This window comes from Rhodococcus gannanensis, assembly GCF_042681175.1.
Classification (GTDB): Bacteria; Actinomycetota; Actinomycetes; order Mycobacteriales; family Mycobacteriaceae; genus Rhodococcus_G; species Rhodococcus_G gannanensis.
This window is the reverse complement of the sequence record NZ_JBHUFB010000007.1, coordinates 91,959-106,187: the sequence shown is the minus strand read 5'-3', so window position 1 is coordinate 106,187 and position 14,229 is coordinate 91,959. Positions and strand designations below refer to the sequence as shown.

Here is a 14,229-nt window from a genome sequence, read left to right as displayed (position 1 = left end):
CACCGCAGATCGCAATCGCCGCCCGAAACCCGCCGGCCCCGCAACCTTCTGCGCCTCGTCGACTCCCTGACCGGATCACCCGCGAGCTCAGCGTCCCTTAAGCATTCCCTCAGTAAGGTCCCCCTCAGTCAACAAGCTTGACTCACCAATTGCGCAGGGCGCGTGGGGACAACCCGGCGCCGCGCACGATGTCGATCACACGCCGCGCCGCACGAGGCAGCGTGGTGTCCAAATCCGAAGGGAACCAACAATGGGTGTTTCACGCAAGCTGGCCGGCGCCGGTGTGATTGCCGGACTCTCCGCACTCGCTCTCGTTTCCAGCCCGGCGCTGTCGTCGGCACAGGTCACCGGTACCTGGACTGCGACCGTGTCCGGCGCGCAGATCACCACGACGCTCACCGGCCTGAAGACCACGCTGCCGTTCAACTACTGCGAGGGCTACGTATACCGCGGCGACGCCACCGCGTTCGATCGGGCCAACATGGTCCAGGAGTACCTGATCACGGGCACCGACATGGTGAAGAACCAGGTCCTTGCCGGCGTCGCCGGTTCGGGCACCTCCACGAACCTCGCCACCGGCGAGTACTGGGTGGTCACGAAGTGCAAGGAGATCGGCGACACCTCCTACCAGTTCGTCGGCGCGCCTGTGAAGGTGGCGGTCACCGACGGCGCCGTCGCTCCCGAGACCGGCAGCGTCGAGGACGTGTTCAGCCAGTTCGGTAGCTAGTCAGCGGGTTTCGCTATCCGGGTGCGGTCGGCGGGCTTCGGCCCACCGGCCGCACCCGGCATCGTTTCCGGCGCTCCGCGAACGGCTTCCACTGCATCCCACGAGCGGGGAGCGCGCCGTCGGCGCGCCCCCCGCTCGGATCGCGTCCACAGGAAGCGGACACGAAACTCCGACTACCGAACCGGCCGAACACGTTTCGCAAGGGCGCTGCTGTCGTCGCCGTTCACCGTCACCGACCGGCCGGCGTGTGCACCCCGTCAGGCGACTCGACACGCACTGCAGCGCGAGCCCCGCCATAGGTCACGGTGCGAATGCTGAGCAGTGTCACGATGCCGATGAGGCACGACCCGGCCAGGAACCAGGCCGGCGACAACGAGTTGCCCGTCCGGTCGATCAGCCACGTCGCGATGTAGGCCGCCGTTCCGCCGGTCGCGATCGTCGCCAGGTTGAATCCGAGAGCGACGCCGGTGAGACGCACGCGGGAGTTGAACAGGGACGGGAACAGCGGCGCGGTGGCCACCTGGATCAGCGGTGTTCCCAGCGCGAACACGAAGAAGGCCAACGCTGCCACGCCGAGCCCGTGGCCGCCCATCAGCGACATCATCGGATAGGCGAGCAGGCCGGACCCGACCAGCCCGACGGCCGCGACGGGGACGCTGCCGAACCTGTCGACGAGCAGGCCCGCGACCGGCATGAGCAGTGCGATCACCACGATGATGAGCGCGGTCGTCCAGGTGACGGCTGTCCGATCGAACCCGCCCTCCCGGACGAGGTGAATTGCCATGTAGGTCAACACCATGTACCCGGTGGCGTTCTGCGCGACGCCCAGTCCGAAGACCTGGAGGACCTGTTTCGGGTGGGTGCGCAGAAGTTCCGTCAGCGGGGCCTTGGCGATGTCGTCCTTCGCCGCGGCGTCGGTGAACTGTTCGGGTTCCTCGATCCGGGTACGGGTCCAGAGGCAGAAGAGGAGCAGCGGCACGCCGAGGAGGAACGGGATACGCCAACCCCAACTGGACATCTGCGGTTCGGTGGTCAGCGCCGAGACCGTTCCCACCGCGATGGCCGCGAGCGCGAAGCCACTGTTGCTGCCCAGAGCGACGAACGAGGCACCCAACCCCTTCCGCTTCGGGCCGACCGTTTCGTAGACGTAGGTCAGCGCGCCGCCGAGCTCGCCGCCGGCGGAGAATCCCTGGACCAGGCGGGCCACGACGAGCAGGATCGGCGCGAGGATCCCGGCGGTCTCGTAGGTCGGCAGCAGCGCCATGAGCAGGCTGCCCACTCCCATCAGGAGCACGGACACCAGCAATGCCCGCTTCCGTCCGCGCCGGTCACCGAGACGACCGAAGTAGATACCGCCGATCGGGCGCATGAGGTAGGCGGACGCGAAGACGGCGAGGCTGGCGAGCAACGAGGCGGTCGGATCGTCACCGGGGAAGAAGAGTGGACTCACGACGACCGCGAGATACGCGTAGACGGTGAGGTCGTAGTACTCGACGATCGTGCCGACGGCCGCGGCGAGTACGCCGCGACGTCGGGTCCGGTCGAGCGAAGGGTTGTCTTGGGAGGTCTCGTGACTCGCCACGGACGTCTCCATTCTGTACGGAGGTGTGGGGGAACCGAGGAAGGAGCGATGAGGCCCAGATCACATCGCAGGTCCGTTCACACCATAACCGCCGGACGCCAAAATGTGTACATATTTTTCGAGGCGAATCAGATCTGCCAGTGGACAGGCTGCGAGATCTCCTGCGCCAACCGCCTGCGGTAGTACTTGGCGGTGTCGTGGACGAACGCCCCCATCGCATCCGCTGCGGCGTCGGCGTTCCGCGATCGCATGGCGTTCAGCACGAGCTGCTGTGCGTCGACCGCTGCGATCCGCGTGACCTGCGGATGCCCGGACGCCGGTTCCACCTCGGACACCAGGAGCAGGAGCGTCTCCATCACGATCCGCAGCACGGGATTGCCTGCGGCGGTGTAGATGATCGTGTGGAAGAGCGCGTTCTTCTGCACGAAGTTCTCGTAGTCGTCGGGGTCCGCACGAATGCTGTCGAGCGCCTCCTGCAGCTCGTCGAGCCGGCCGTCGGCGATGCGGGGCGTCGCCTGCCGGGCGACGACCGGCTCCAGCGTCAGCCGGGTGTCGATGACGTCCGCGAGGTTCGCATTCTCGAGCTGAAGAAAGAGCTTCATCGTGTTGCCCAGTGCGGCGAACTGCGGCCGGCAGGCGACCGGCCCGCCACCGACACCTGCCCGAATGGTCACCAGCCCCTGGCTCTCCAGCAGTCGAAGCGCCTCCCGCACAGTGGTTCGCGCAACGCCGAACTCGGCGACCATCTCCTTCTCGGTGGGCAGCCTCTCCCCCACCTGGATGTCCCCGCGCAGAATCTGTTCCGCGATCCTGTTCGCGATCTGCCTCGACATCTTCGGGGCACGTCCGCGCCCCGACTCCACGACGTTGGGTCGCTCGTTCTCGTCGCTGGTCTTCAGTGCGGCAGCCATGATCAGGAACCCTACCCACTCCCGTCACGACCCAACACTAATTCTGTACATATTTTGAGTTTTCGGTTAGCGTGGCCGCCATCACGCTCTCGTAGCTCGACGGAGGTACACGATGCTGCCCACCCACCCGCCTGCGCCCGACCTGGCGACGCGGTATCGCGAAGCGGGCCACTGGCTCGACCGCACGGTCGGATCCCACCTCGCCGATCTGCGACAACGACGTCCCGGCGGCGTCGCGGTCGTCGACGGCGACCGCCGATTCACGTTCGCCGAGGTCGACCGGGCCGCGACCCGGCTTGCGGCAGCCCTGCACGAGGACGGTGTCGCCGCCGGCGATGTCGTGTCGTTCCAACTGCCGAACAGCGCCGAGGCCGTGATCGCCTACCAGGCGGTCATGAAGCTCGGCGCGGTGGCGAACCCCATCGTGCCGATCTACCGCGGACGCGAGCTGAGGTTCATTCTCCGGCAGGCGCGCTCGCGCGCGGTCCTGATACCCGGCACCTATCGCGGATTCGACTACCCGGCGATGTACGCAGACCTCCTGGACGACCTACCGGATCTGCGTCGGGTTGTCGTCGTCGACGAGGGGTCCCCGACACAATCGGACAGGTTCACCACGTGGTCGGCGCTCATCGACGGGGCGAGCCCGGACGCGGCGGCGATCGTGGGCGCACTGCCCGAACCGGACCCCGACGACGTCTGCCTCCTGCTGTACACGTCCGGTACCACGGCCGACCCGAAGGGCGCCCTGCACACGCACAACAGCCTCGTCTTCGAGAACAACTCGATGATCCAGCTGTTCGACCTGGGTGAGAACGACGTCATCTTCAATCCGTCCCCGGTCACTCATGTCACGGGCGTCAACTGCGCGCTCACCCTCCCGTTCGTACTGGGAATACCCGTTGTGCTGCAAGGTGTCTGGGAACCATTCGAGGCGCTCGACCGGATCACGGCGACGCGCGCCAGCTTCATGATCTTCTCCACACCGTTCCTCCAGGGGCTGCTCGATGCCGCGGAGTCGACGGATCGGCAGACTCCGTCGATCCGGTACATCGTCTGCGGCGGCGCCGACATCCCCGACGAGTTGACGCGCCGCGCCACGCGGCGGCTCGGAACCGTGACCCGCATGTACGGCGCAACGGAAGGGCCGTCCGTCACCTGTGGCACCCTCGCGGACACCGAGGACGTCCGGCTGCGCAGCGACGGGCGGATCCTCGACCCCACCGAGGTGATCGTGGTCGACGGATCCGGCAACACCGCGGGCACCGATGTCGTCGGCGAGGTCCTCTGGCGCGGACCCGACACATTCCTCGGCTACCTCGACCCGGCACTCAACGACGCTGCCTTCACCGCCGACGGCTACTTCCGCACCGGAGATCTCGCCCGCTTCGACGGTGCAGGAGCCATCCACATCGAAGGCAGGATCAAGGACATCATCAACCGGTCCGGGGAGAAGATCAGCACCCACGAGGTGGAGAACCTGCTCAGCGAGCACCCTGCGGTCGCGGAGGTCGCGGTCGTCGCCGGACCGGATCCGACCACAGGCGAAAGGGGATGCGCCTTCGTCGTCACCACCGACAGCGAGACCCTCACGCTCGACGACGTCCGGCGGTTCCTCACCGCCCACGAGGTCGCCACACAGAAGATCCCGGAGAGCATCTTCGTCGTCGATTCCCTGCCCAAGACCGCCAGCGGCAAGATCCAGAAGTTCGCGCTGCGCGACTGGACGCAAGACCGGAACACGATTCCGCAGCAGATGGCCGGCGTCAGCGTTCGTGCCTCGTACGAGAGATGAGCGCACGATGACAAGGAACGTTCTGGTTACCCACCCCGAGCCGGGGATCGCCCTGGTCGAACTCGCCCGGGGCAAGGTGAACGCCCTCGACAAATCGACCTACGAAGAGATCGCCGCGACCTTCGACGCCGTGTCGGACGACCACAGCGTCAAGGTGGCGGTCTTGACCGGGCGAGGACACGTGTTCTGCGCCGGGAACGACCTCGACGAGTTCCGCACCATGGACTCCGCTGCCGCGGAGGTACAGATGCGCACGGTACGACGCGCGATGTTCACTCTCGTCGACTGCTCCGTTCCCGTGATCGCCGCGGTCAACGGAGCCGCGCTCGGCAGCGGCTTCGGGCTGACCGCCTCGTGCGATCTGGTGATCGCCTCGGAGAGAGCGACATTCGGACTTCCCGAACTGAACGTCGGTGTACTCGGCGGCGGTCGGTTCACCTCCCGAATGCTCCCGCAGCAGGCCATGCGCCGGATGTTCTTCACCGCAGAGCCCGCCGAGGCCAGGACCCTGGAACGGTGGGGAGCGCCGATCGAGGTGGTCCCCCACACCACTCTGCTCGACGCCGCCCTGTCGCGGGCCCGCATCATCGCCGAGAAGAGCAGGCACGCACTGGTACTCGCGAAACAATCACTCAACGGCTGCGAACCACTCGATCTCAAACGCGGGTACGAGTACGAGCAGACGTTCACGGTTCGCCTGTCGGACCACCCCGACTCCAAGACCGCAGTCGAGGCACGCATGGCCGAACTGGCCGAGAGGAACAGCCGATGACCATCGCATCCACCGAACCGACCACGTCGGAATCCGTCGACGCGTACGTCTCCCGTGCGCGCGACTGGCTGTCTGCGCGGCTCGCCGCCGATGACGACCCCGACATGTCGGACGGCCGAGCCGAGCGGTCCTACGCCGTCTTCCACGATCACACCGACGCCGAGGAACGGGAACTCCTCGCGCGCGGCCGCGCATGGCAGGCAGCGAGGGTGGACGCCGGGTTCGGAGCGATCACCTGGGGTGAGGAGTGGGGCGGACCGGGGCTGACCGCGACCCACGAGCGGGGGTACGTGGAGCTGGAACGTCGATACCGGGCGCCCGAACGGCACGAGACCATCCTGGTGACCGTCGAACTGATCGCGCCGACCGTGCACCTGCTCGGCACCGAGCAGCAGCGGGAACGATTCGTGCGGCCCTTCCTCCGCGCCGACGAATTGTGCTGCCAACTGTTCTCCGAGCCGGGTGCCGGCTCCGACCTGGCGGGCCTGTCCACACGCGCCACCCGCACCGACACCGGCTGGACCGTGTCGGGCCAGAAGGTCTGGAGTTCGGGCGCGCAGTTCTCGGAGTGGGGGCTGCTCATTGCTCGAAGCGATCCGGCCGCGCCGAAACATCGCGGGATGACGGCGTTTCTCGTTCCGATGGATGCACCGGGGGTGGAGACCAGGCCGATCCGCCAGATGTCGGGAGGATCGACGTTCAACGAGGTGTTCCTCACCGACGTGGAGCTGCCGGACTCGCTTCGACTCGGCGAGGTCGGCGACGGCTGGTCGGTTGCGCTTACGACCCTGGGCTTCGAGCGCAGCTCGAGCGGCGGGATCGTCTCCGCGGGCGGCAACGCGGCGGATCTCGTGCGGCTGGCGCAGCAACTCGGCATCGCCGACGACCCGGAGGTGCGCAGGACCGTCGGCGACGTCGTCGCCCACGAGCGCGCCACCGCGCTGCTGAACGCTCTGCACGCCGAACGTGAGCTGGCCGGCCATGTTCCCGGGATCGAGGGGTCACTGGCCAAGCTGGTCTGGACGCAGAACCTGAAACGTGTCGGCGATGCCGCGGCGCGATTCCTGGGACCGCGCATCCTCGCCGACACGGGCGAACCGAACACCTACGCGTGGGCCGAGCACCTTCTCGGCGCCCCGGGCTACCGCATCGCCGGCGGCTCGGACGAGATTCAACGCAACATCATCGGCGAACGCGGCCTCGGGCTGCCCAGAGAACCCCGATAGGAACCCTTCACCATGGCCCTCGACCTCACTCCCGAACAACGTCAACTGCGCGACAGTGTGCGTGGCTACCTGTCCAGGCGATCCGGCGACGACGAATCCTGGCACGGCCTGATCGCACTGGGGGCAACCGAGATGCCCTTTCCGGAGCCATTCGGCGGTGCCGGCTGCTCGGTCGCCGACACCGCGGTCGTGGCGTACGAGCTCGGACGGACGCTCGCCGCTGTCCCCTACTTCTCGTCGATCTGCCTCGCCGGACTGGTGTTGTCGCACTCTGCATCCGACGCCGGGCGCACCGATCACCTACCTGCGATCGCATCGGGCGACCGCACTGCGGCCCTCGTGACGGGATATCCGTTCACGGACACCGCGATCACGGGCGGGAGATCCGCGGACCGCGTTCTGCTCACAGGGACGCAGGATTTCGTCGTGGACGGCGCCACCGCGGACACGCTGGTCGTGGTGGTCCGTGTCGGCGACGCGCCCCAGCTCGCGGTGATCGACGCCGCCTCTCCCGGTGTCACGACGACACCGCTCCCGTCGCTCGATTCGAGCCGCCCTCTCGGCCGCGTCGAGTTCCGCGCGGCAACGGCACAATTGGTGAGCGGACCCGATCCGGTCGCCGGGCTGCGCCGCGCGCAGGCGTGCGCCCTGGCCCTTCTCGCAGCGGAACAGGTAGGCGCAGCCGAACGCTGCCTGGAGATGTCGGTCGACCACGCGCGAACTCGAGAACAGTTCGGACGCCCGATCGGTTCGTTCCAGTCGATCAAGCATCGTCTCGCGGACATGCTCGTCGCGATCGAGTTGGCTCGTGCCGCGGTGTTGGACGCGGTGCGGGAGGAAGATCGAGACCTCGACGACCTCACCGAAGCGGTCAGCATCGCCCGCGTCCTGGCCTCGCGGGCATTCACCTTCGCGGCCGAGGAATCGATCCAGGTGCACGGCGGTATCGGATTCACGTGGGAACACCCACTGCATCGGTACTTCCGACGCGCGAAAGCCGACGAATTGTTGTTCGGGACCGTCGAGCATCACCTGGAAGTTGTTGCGACCGCCGCACTGTCACCCGCGTAGCCGGCTCACCCACCTCGCGTCAGACGGTTCGAACGAAGACGTCGTCGAGCGTGACCATCGACAGGTCGCGTTCCCTGATGATGTCGAGGAGCTGTCCGTAGACCCGGGTGACGGGCAGATGGTTGGCATGGCCGATGACGATCGACTGGGCGGTGAAGTACTTCCTGGCACATTCGAGCAGATAGTCCTCGGTGATCAACCCCGAGTCCGACAACGAGCCGTACCACAGGGTCGGGACGGTGTAACCGTGGTCCGCGGCGATCGCGTCGACGGTGGCATTGCGATACCCGAAGGGTGGTCGATAGAAGGGCGTCCCGTCGACACCGAACGTCGACTGCAGAAACGCCTTGCTGCGTGCGAACTGCTCGGCGACCGCTGGCGTCGACAACGACGTCAGCGCGGGGTGGTCCCAGGTGTGATTCGCGAGCTGGATCTGACCCGTGTCGACGAGTGGTTGCAGGATCCGTCGGTGTTCCGTCCACCCGGGGAAAGCGGCGGTGACGAAGAAGGTGAATCGCGCACCGGTGTCCCTGGCGAAGTCGACGTACGCACGGATCACCTCGGCGTCGGCTCCGTCGTCGACGGTCAGTGCGAGGTTGGATCCCGGTCCCGGGATTCCCGTGAGCGGACCCGGAGGCACTGCCACCCGGTCCGCGGTCGGCGGAGGGCCCGGCAGCGTCGTCGTCGGGGACACGGACGACGGGGCGCCGAGCGGATCCGGCCGGGGTGGGACCGGTTCGACCGCCGCGGTGGTGGCGCACCCGGCGGCCATCGCGGTACCGGCGGCGAGCATGACGAGAAACAACCGTCTGTCCACGACAGGAGGATAGATCGCAAATCGGACAACTCAACCGAATCGCCCACGCGTGTCGTACGGAAAAGTACCGACGGATACACTGCCGAACCATGATCACCAACCACGTCCGGCGCCTGGTATGAGCCCAGCGGATGTCACGGTGTCCCGTCGCGCATTCGTCGCCGGGGCGTGCGCGGTCGGCTGTCTGGCCGTCGCCGGCTGCGCCGGCGGCGGCGAACCCGAATCCGAACAGACGGGTCCCGTCCAGATCCCGGTCGGGGACGTTCCCGTCGGCGGTGGCGTGATCCTGCGACCCGGACGAGTGGTGGTGACCCAGCCGGAACCTGGTGTCTTCCAAGCCTTCTCGGCGGTGTGCACACACCAGAGTTGCCTGGTGTCCGCCGTCAACCAAAGCCGGATCGTCTGCCGGTGCCACGGAAGCCAGTTCGCGATCGAGGACGGTGCCGTCCTCGTCGGACCGGCCCAGGAGCCGCTCCCGTCGCGCACCGTCGCCGTGTCGGGCGACATGCTGACGATCGGTACCTGACCGCGCTACATCATGTGCTTCGGGTGCACGGACGACGGCATCAGCTGGAGCAGTGACATCCGGAGCGCCATCTCCCTGCGGTTGTCCACGAACTCCGAGAAGAGGTCGTCGACGGCGGCCGCACCCATGTTGTGCGGGCCGACGATGCGATAGCCGGCCTGGTTGAAGCTGCCGAACCAGAGCTGGATGAACAGCTTCGGGTTGAGCATCATCTTCCGCATCGGAACAAGGCAGCCGATCTCCTTCGCGAGCGAGTCGAGGTAGATCACCTGCGACGGGATCGACTCGGTGTGCCGCGGGCTCAGCTCCGTGAAGTGCTCCTCCCATTCCTTCTCCCGGCCGATGATCTCGTCGATGTTCCGGGGCAGAGTCAGCGCACCGCTGAGCACTCGGGCGAAGTAGCGAGCCTGCATCTCGGCGACGATCGGAATTCCGCCGGAGAAGGGGCGGACGAAGCCGATGAAGGCCGCGGTCCCCTGGTGTTCGGGGTGGAGGAAGTGCTTGTAGAGGTTGCGGACGTTGCCCTCCTTGACCTGGAGGTCACCGATGGAGAGCTCGTCGGTGCTGAAGCCCGTGCAGAGCACGACGGTGTCGAATTCGGCGGTGGCCGCATCCTTGAAGGTGACGAGCGCGCCCTCTGCCTTGTCGATCCCCGCGTCGTTCAGCTGCACCCGGCCCTCGACGATGCCCGGAACGAAGCTGGCGTTCTTGCAGAAGATGGTCTTCTGGGTCCAGCTTCCGTCCGGGTGGGACTTGCGGTTCCAGTCGCGGATGAACTGCCAGTTCGCGTCGTTGTGCACCGTCCCGATGTCCAGCTTCGGCGGATCGGCGGGCTCGCCCATCGGACCTACCGCGGGCCTGGCCGGGCGCATCGACGGAATCAGCCTGTCCCGGAGAACCCGGAGGGCACCCAGCGCCGTCGTGACCACCCCGAGCACCACGGACGTGGCAAGGAAGGCTGCCTTCGCCACGCGACTGCGGCCCCAGAACGTGTCGAAGGGGAAGGGCTGGTCCGTTGCCCGGCGAAGCATCTCGTGGTGGTGCGATCGCACCGTACCGTGGTCGGTTGTCCTGGTGCCGTTGAAGACTCGCGGCAAGATGTAGTTGTAGGACCGGATCGACAGGGTGCACGCCTCGGCGACGTCACCGATCTCGCGGACGATGTCCGCGCCGGATTCGGCCAGCCCGACCACCAGGACGCGCTTGCCACGGAAACGCTCGTTGTTCCGGTACTCCGAGGAATGCACGACCTCCCCGGTGAAACCCTCGAGCTCGCGAATGTTCCGGTTCGGAGTCTTGAACGGACCCGAGCACACAGCGACGGCATCGAACTCCTCGGCGAATTCGACGCCGCCACTACGAACCGTCACCGTCCACGAACTCGACCGCCGCTCGATGTTCGTCACCTCGGAGTCGAACCGGATGCTCTCGCTCAGGCGGAAGCGATCCGAGTACTCCCGCAGGTAGTCGAAGTACTGCTTCCGCGTGTAGAACACCCGGTCACCGGCGAACGGGTGATCCGAGTAGGCCATCAGCTTCATGGAGATGGTGAGGTGAAGGTTGTCGTACGCCTTCATCTTCCCGTCGTCGTCCTCGTCGCGCAGCCAGATGCCGCCGACGTCGGCGTTCTTGTCGTAACAGACGACGTCGTGCCCCTCGTCGAGGAGTTGCTTGACGGTTGTCAGCCCGCAGGGTCCTGCTCCGACGACACAGACCTTCACGAGATACCTCCGAGATTTCCTGAGCAGCGAGTGTGGGTGCGCTCGGACGCGGACGTCCGCGCGGGGACCCGTCCCGCGCCGGTCGATCCGATCGGCCTCACCATCAGGCTCCCGATCGTCGAGCGTTAGGGGAGGCTAACATATGTAGGCAGCACGCAAGTGAGCGTCGATTGACGAAAGGCGTTGACAGGAAGGATATTTCGGAGAATTCGGACGTTTCGGTCAGGCTGTGTCGTGCGCGGACCGGACACGGGCAACCGTCTCGACAACCTTGCGCCCGGTGAACCGGACGGTCTCGACGCCCGGCCTCCGGACGATCGCAGCGGCCGCGGGGCCGGCAATGTTGGTGAGAGCCCGAGCAAGAGCGACCGGCCGCGGACCACTCGGCGCAGGCGACCACAGCAGGGCCGTCAGTGCCTCGTCGGACAACGGACGGACACCGACCGCCAGCGCGTGCTCGCGGGCGATGCGCAGGTGTGCCTGCCGTTGCTCGTCCGAATGCAGTGAACTCACCTGGGATTCGTGGATGCGGTACAGGTAGCCCACCATCGGCAGGTTGCCCAGACGCCCGTGCTCCGACAGTTCGGTCCACATCCGGTAGTCCTCGGCGTGCGCGAACTCGGGCCGGAACCGCAGTCCGGTGCGGTCGAGGACGGAGGACCGGATCATCACCGACGCGCCGCAGTGCGGACTCCCCATCAGCATCCGCTGCCTGCACGCGTTGTCGCTCAACGGCATTCGGACCCGACCGGTGATCGCACCGAACAGCTCGTAGGCGGTCCCGCAGACGATCAGGCCCGGGTCGTCGTGCATGGCGCGCATCTGCGCGGAGAGTCGGCCGGCCGGCATCGGGTCGTCGGCGTCCATTCGCGCGACGAACTCACCGCGCGCCTCGTCGAGTCCGCGATTGAGCGCGCCGACCAGTCCGGTGTTGTCCTGCCGCACGACCCGCAGTCGAGGATCGTCCACCGAGGCGAGCACAGCCGGGGTGTCGTCGGTGGAACCGTCGTCGACGACGAGCAACTCGAAGTCCCGAAAGTCCTGCGCGAGAATCGTGTCGATCGATTCCCGCAGGTACGACGCGGCGTTGTACGCCGGCACCAGCACGGTGACCAGGGGCGTGTTCATCGGTACCTCAGGATCGTCGAATAGAGGCCGGGCGAGACGCGGAGTATCGCGGCGAAGACGGCCTCGCGGCGGTGGCCGGCACGCAGCAACGGGACCACGTCACGCACGGACACCTCGCCGCGGACGCGGGCGATCGCCTCGTCGTACAACTCAGGACGGGACGCGGCGGCGTGGTCGGCCCGCATCGCGACGTGCGCGACGGACCGCAGCACCTCCCGGTAGCGGAATCCGAGCACCTCGGACGCCCACCGGTCGCCGAGACCCGCCCCGGACACGGCGGAGCGGACGTCACGCTCGACCTTGAACAGGTCGAAGGTGCGGCGGTTCAACGACGTGCTGATGGACCCCTCACGGTAGAGGTAGCGGTACAGCGGCTCGTCGACGAGCGCGACCCGGGTGGACGCCAACGACATCCGCAGGGACGGCCCCATGTCCTCGTAGCCCTGGTTCTCGTCCCAGGGCCGGTCGCCCAGTAGTTCGCGCCGGAACAGCTTCGTGCACGCGTACGCCTTGGCCCTCCCTGTGACGAGCAGGTGCGCGAACTCGGTTCCCGACATCACCGTCGCCTCGTAGGGCGCCTCGTCGATCTGTAGGACGCGACCGGCGTCGTCGACGCGCTGTGTTCGGGTGCACGCGAAGTCCGCCGACGTGTCGTCGAGTGCCCGGGTCAGGTGTTGGACGAAGCGTGGATCGGCTTCGTCGTCGCTGTCGAGGAACCAGATCAGATCGCCGGCCGCGGCAGCGAGTCCCGAGTTGCGGGCGCGGCCGAGTCCGAGGTTGCGCTCGTGCGTGACGGTGCGGAACTCGGCATCCCGGCTGCGCAGAAGCGCCTCCGCCACGGCCATCGACTCGTCGCCGCCGCGGTCGTCGACGAGCACGATCTCGTCCACCGGCCGGGTCTGAGCGAGCACCGAGCGCAGGCAGCCCTCGACGTACGGGAGGCAGCGGTACACCGGCACCACCACGCTCACGCGGTTCACGGGGCGACCTCCCGTGATGCGAACTCCGGTGTGACGGTGGCGAAGATGCCGTAGTGGTCGGATCCGGGCAGCTCCACGCGTTCGTACTCCCCCACCACGGCGTCCTTGAGGACGATCCGGTCGATCGCGATCACCGGCGGATACCACCGGTCCGCCGGATAGGTCGCTACGAGACCCGCGCCCGCCTGTTCACCCGCGTCGGCGAACCCGTCGGTGAGGATGTCGCGATATCGACTGTGCGAATAGGTGGAGTTGAAGTCGCCGCTGACGACGACCGGGTCGCCGTCGGCGGCCCGCTCGTGCAGCAGGGTGCGTAGCTTCTCCATCTCCGTGGCCCACATCCACGACGGGGACGGGTAGGGCGGCATCGGGTGGACGGCGGCGAGGGTCACCGTGCGGCCGTCACCGACGTCCATCTTGGTGACGAGATTCGCCATCGAGAAGTCACCGAGCAGTTCGGCGTCCCGGAGCGGGAAACGACTGTAGATGCCGGTACCACCGCCGCCGGAGCCCTTCGGGACGAGGTAGGTCTCCGGGAGCAGGTCGTCGAGGCCCGCGATCCGGAGACCGTCCACCGCGGAGTCGGTCAGTTCCTCGACGGTCAGCACGTCGACGGACCGGGACCGCACGAGGTCGACGAGGGCGTCCAGGTCGGCCTCGCCGAGCCGGATGTTCGCCTGCAACAGTCGAATCGACCCGCCCCCCGTCACCGCCTCGGGGGCGTCGCGCACGTACAGCGGCACCTGCATCGACACCCCGGCCAGGACGACGACGACGCCGACCACCAGGGTTCGCCAGGCACGGACCGCCGCCAGCGCGACCAGCCCGACGATGCCGATCACGAGCAGCAGCGGGACGAACGACGACAGGATGATGAGTTTGTTGCTCTCGGGTCCGACGACGTGCGCCACCGCGGCGAGCGCGGCAACCGCGATCGCACACACGGCACACCAGTACACCGCGCGGCGTCCAA

General features: G+C 67.2%; 13 protein-coding genes. 6 read left to right on the top strand and 7 right to left on the bottom strand.

Going from position 1 to position 14,229, the window contains the following annotated elements; genetic code table 11:
* Window positions 1-250 precede the first annotated feature (250 nt).
* On the top strand, window positions 251-727 hold the full coding sequence (locus ACFSJG_RS04120; RefSeq protein ID WP_378483937.1) for a hypothetical protein: 477 nt from the start codon (window positions 251-253) through the stop codon (window positions 725-727).
* A 229-nt stretch (window positions 728-956) separates the two neighbouring features.
* Here the strand turns inward: ACFSJG_RS04120 and ACFSJG_RS04115 are convergent, their stop codons facing one another.
* Both ACFSJG_RS04115 and ACFSJG_RS04110 read right to left on the bottom strand, forming a co-directional pair.
* Window positions 957-2,309 (bottom strand): MFS transporter, encoded by a 1,353-nt coding sequence (locus ACFSJG_RS04115; protein ID WP_378483936.1) that lies wholly within the window; start codon window positions 2,307-2,309, stop codon window positions 957-959.
* A gap of 128 nt (window positions 2,310-2,437) precedes the next feature.
* Entirely contained in the window at window positions 2,438-3,220 is a 783-nt protein-coding gene (locus ACFSJG_RS04110) for a FadR/GntR family transcriptional regulator (RefSeq protein WP_378483935.1), read from the bottom strand.
* A gap of 112 nt (window positions 3,221-3,332) precedes the next feature.
* On the opposite strand from ACFSJG_RS04110, the gene ACFSJG_RS04105 reads away from it, so the two are divergent.
* From ACFSJG_RS04105 to ACFSJG_RS04090, 4 genes are read left to right on the top strand one after another with little or no spacing between them, the layout of a single operon-like run.
* Complete coding sequence (locus tag ACFSJG_RS04105; protein WP_378483934.1) at window positions 3,333-5,015, top strand: AMP-binding protein; 1,683 nt, start codon at window positions 3,333-3,335, stop codon at window positions 5,013-5,015.
* A gap of 7 nt (window positions 5,016-5,022) precedes the next feature.
* The gene (locus ACFSJG_RS04100) at window positions 5,023-5,787 is read left to right on the top strand and encodes an enoyl-CoA hydratase-related protein (RefSeq protein ID WP_378483933.1); all 765 of its coding nucleotides are present in this window, start codon (window positions 5,023-5,025) and stop codon (window positions 5,785-5,787) included.
* On the top strand, window positions 5,784-7,013 hold the full coding sequence (locus ACFSJG_RS04095) for an acyl-CoA dehydrogenase family protein (protein WP_378483932.1): 1,230 nt from the start codon (window positions 5,784-5,786) through the stop codon (window positions 7,011-7,013). The genes ACFSJG_RS04100 and ACFSJG_RS04095 overlap by 4 nt, the downstream gene beginning before the upstream one ends.
* Window positions 7,014-7,025: 12 nt before the next feature.
* Window positions 7,026-8,084 carry an acyl-CoA dehydrogenase family protein gene (locus tag ACFSJG_RS04090; RefSeq protein WP_378483931.1) on the top strand — a complete coding sequence of 353 codons (1,059 nt, stop codon included), beginning with the start codon at window positions 7,026-7,028 and terminating at the stop codon, window positions 8,082-8,084.
* A 19-nt stretch (window positions 8,085-8,103) separates the two neighbouring features.
* Here the strand turns inward: ACFSJG_RS04090 and ACFSJG_RS04085 are convergent, their stop codons facing one another.
* On the bottom strand, window positions 8,104-8,901 hold the full coding sequence (locus ACFSJG_RS04085; protein ID WP_378483930.1) for a polysaccharide deacetylase family protein: 798 nt from the start codon (window positions 8,899-8,901) through the stop codon (window positions 8,104-8,106).
* 139 nt (window positions 8,902-9,040) lie between these two features.
* Here ACFSJG_RS04085 and ACFSJG_RS04080 point away from each other — a divergent pair, with 139 nt between their 5' ends.
* Window positions 9,041-9,427, top strand: a complete 387-nt coding sequence (locus tag ACFSJG_RS04080; RefSeq protein ID WP_378483929.1) for a Rieske (2Fe-2S) protein — start codon at window positions 9,041-9,043, stop codon at window positions 9,425-9,427.
* A 5-nt stretch (window positions 9,428-9,432) separates the two neighbouring features.
* Here the strand turns inward: ACFSJG_RS04080 and ACFSJG_RS04075 are convergent, their stop codons facing one another.
* The 4 genes from ACFSJG_RS04075 to ACFSJG_RS04060 all read right to left on the bottom strand — a co-directional run bounded on the left by ACFSJG_RS04075 (window position 9,433) and on the right by ACFSJG_RS04060 (window position 14,200).
* On the bottom strand, window positions 9,433-11,148 hold the full coding sequence (locus tag ACFSJG_RS04075; protein ID WP_378483928.1) for a flavin-containing monooxygenase: 1,716 nt from the start codon (window positions 11,146-11,148) through the stop codon (window positions 9,433-9,435).
* Between the two features lie 222 nt (window positions 11,149-11,370).
* Entirely contained in the window at window positions 11,371-12,276 is a 906-nt protein-coding gene (locus ACFSJG_RS04070) for a glycosyltransferase family 2 protein (RefSeq protein ID WP_378483927.1), read from the bottom strand.
* On the bottom strand, window positions 12,273-13,256 hold the full coding sequence (locus tag ACFSJG_RS04065; protein WP_378483926.1) for a glycosyltransferase family 2 protein: 984 nt from the start codon (window positions 13,254-13,256) through the stop codon (window positions 12,273-12,275). The genes ACFSJG_RS04070 and ACFSJG_RS04065 overlap by 4 nt, the downstream gene beginning before the upstream one ends.
* Window positions 13,253-14,200 (bottom strand): endonuclease/exonuclease/phosphatase family protein, encoded by a 948-nt coding sequence (locus tag ACFSJG_RS04060; RefSeq protein WP_378483925.1) that lies wholly within the window; start codon window positions 14,198-14,200, stop codon window positions 13,253-13,255. The genes ACFSJG_RS04065 and ACFSJG_RS04060 overlap by 4 nt, the downstream gene beginning before the upstream one ends.
* Window positions 14,201-14,229: the final 29 nt, after the last annotated feature.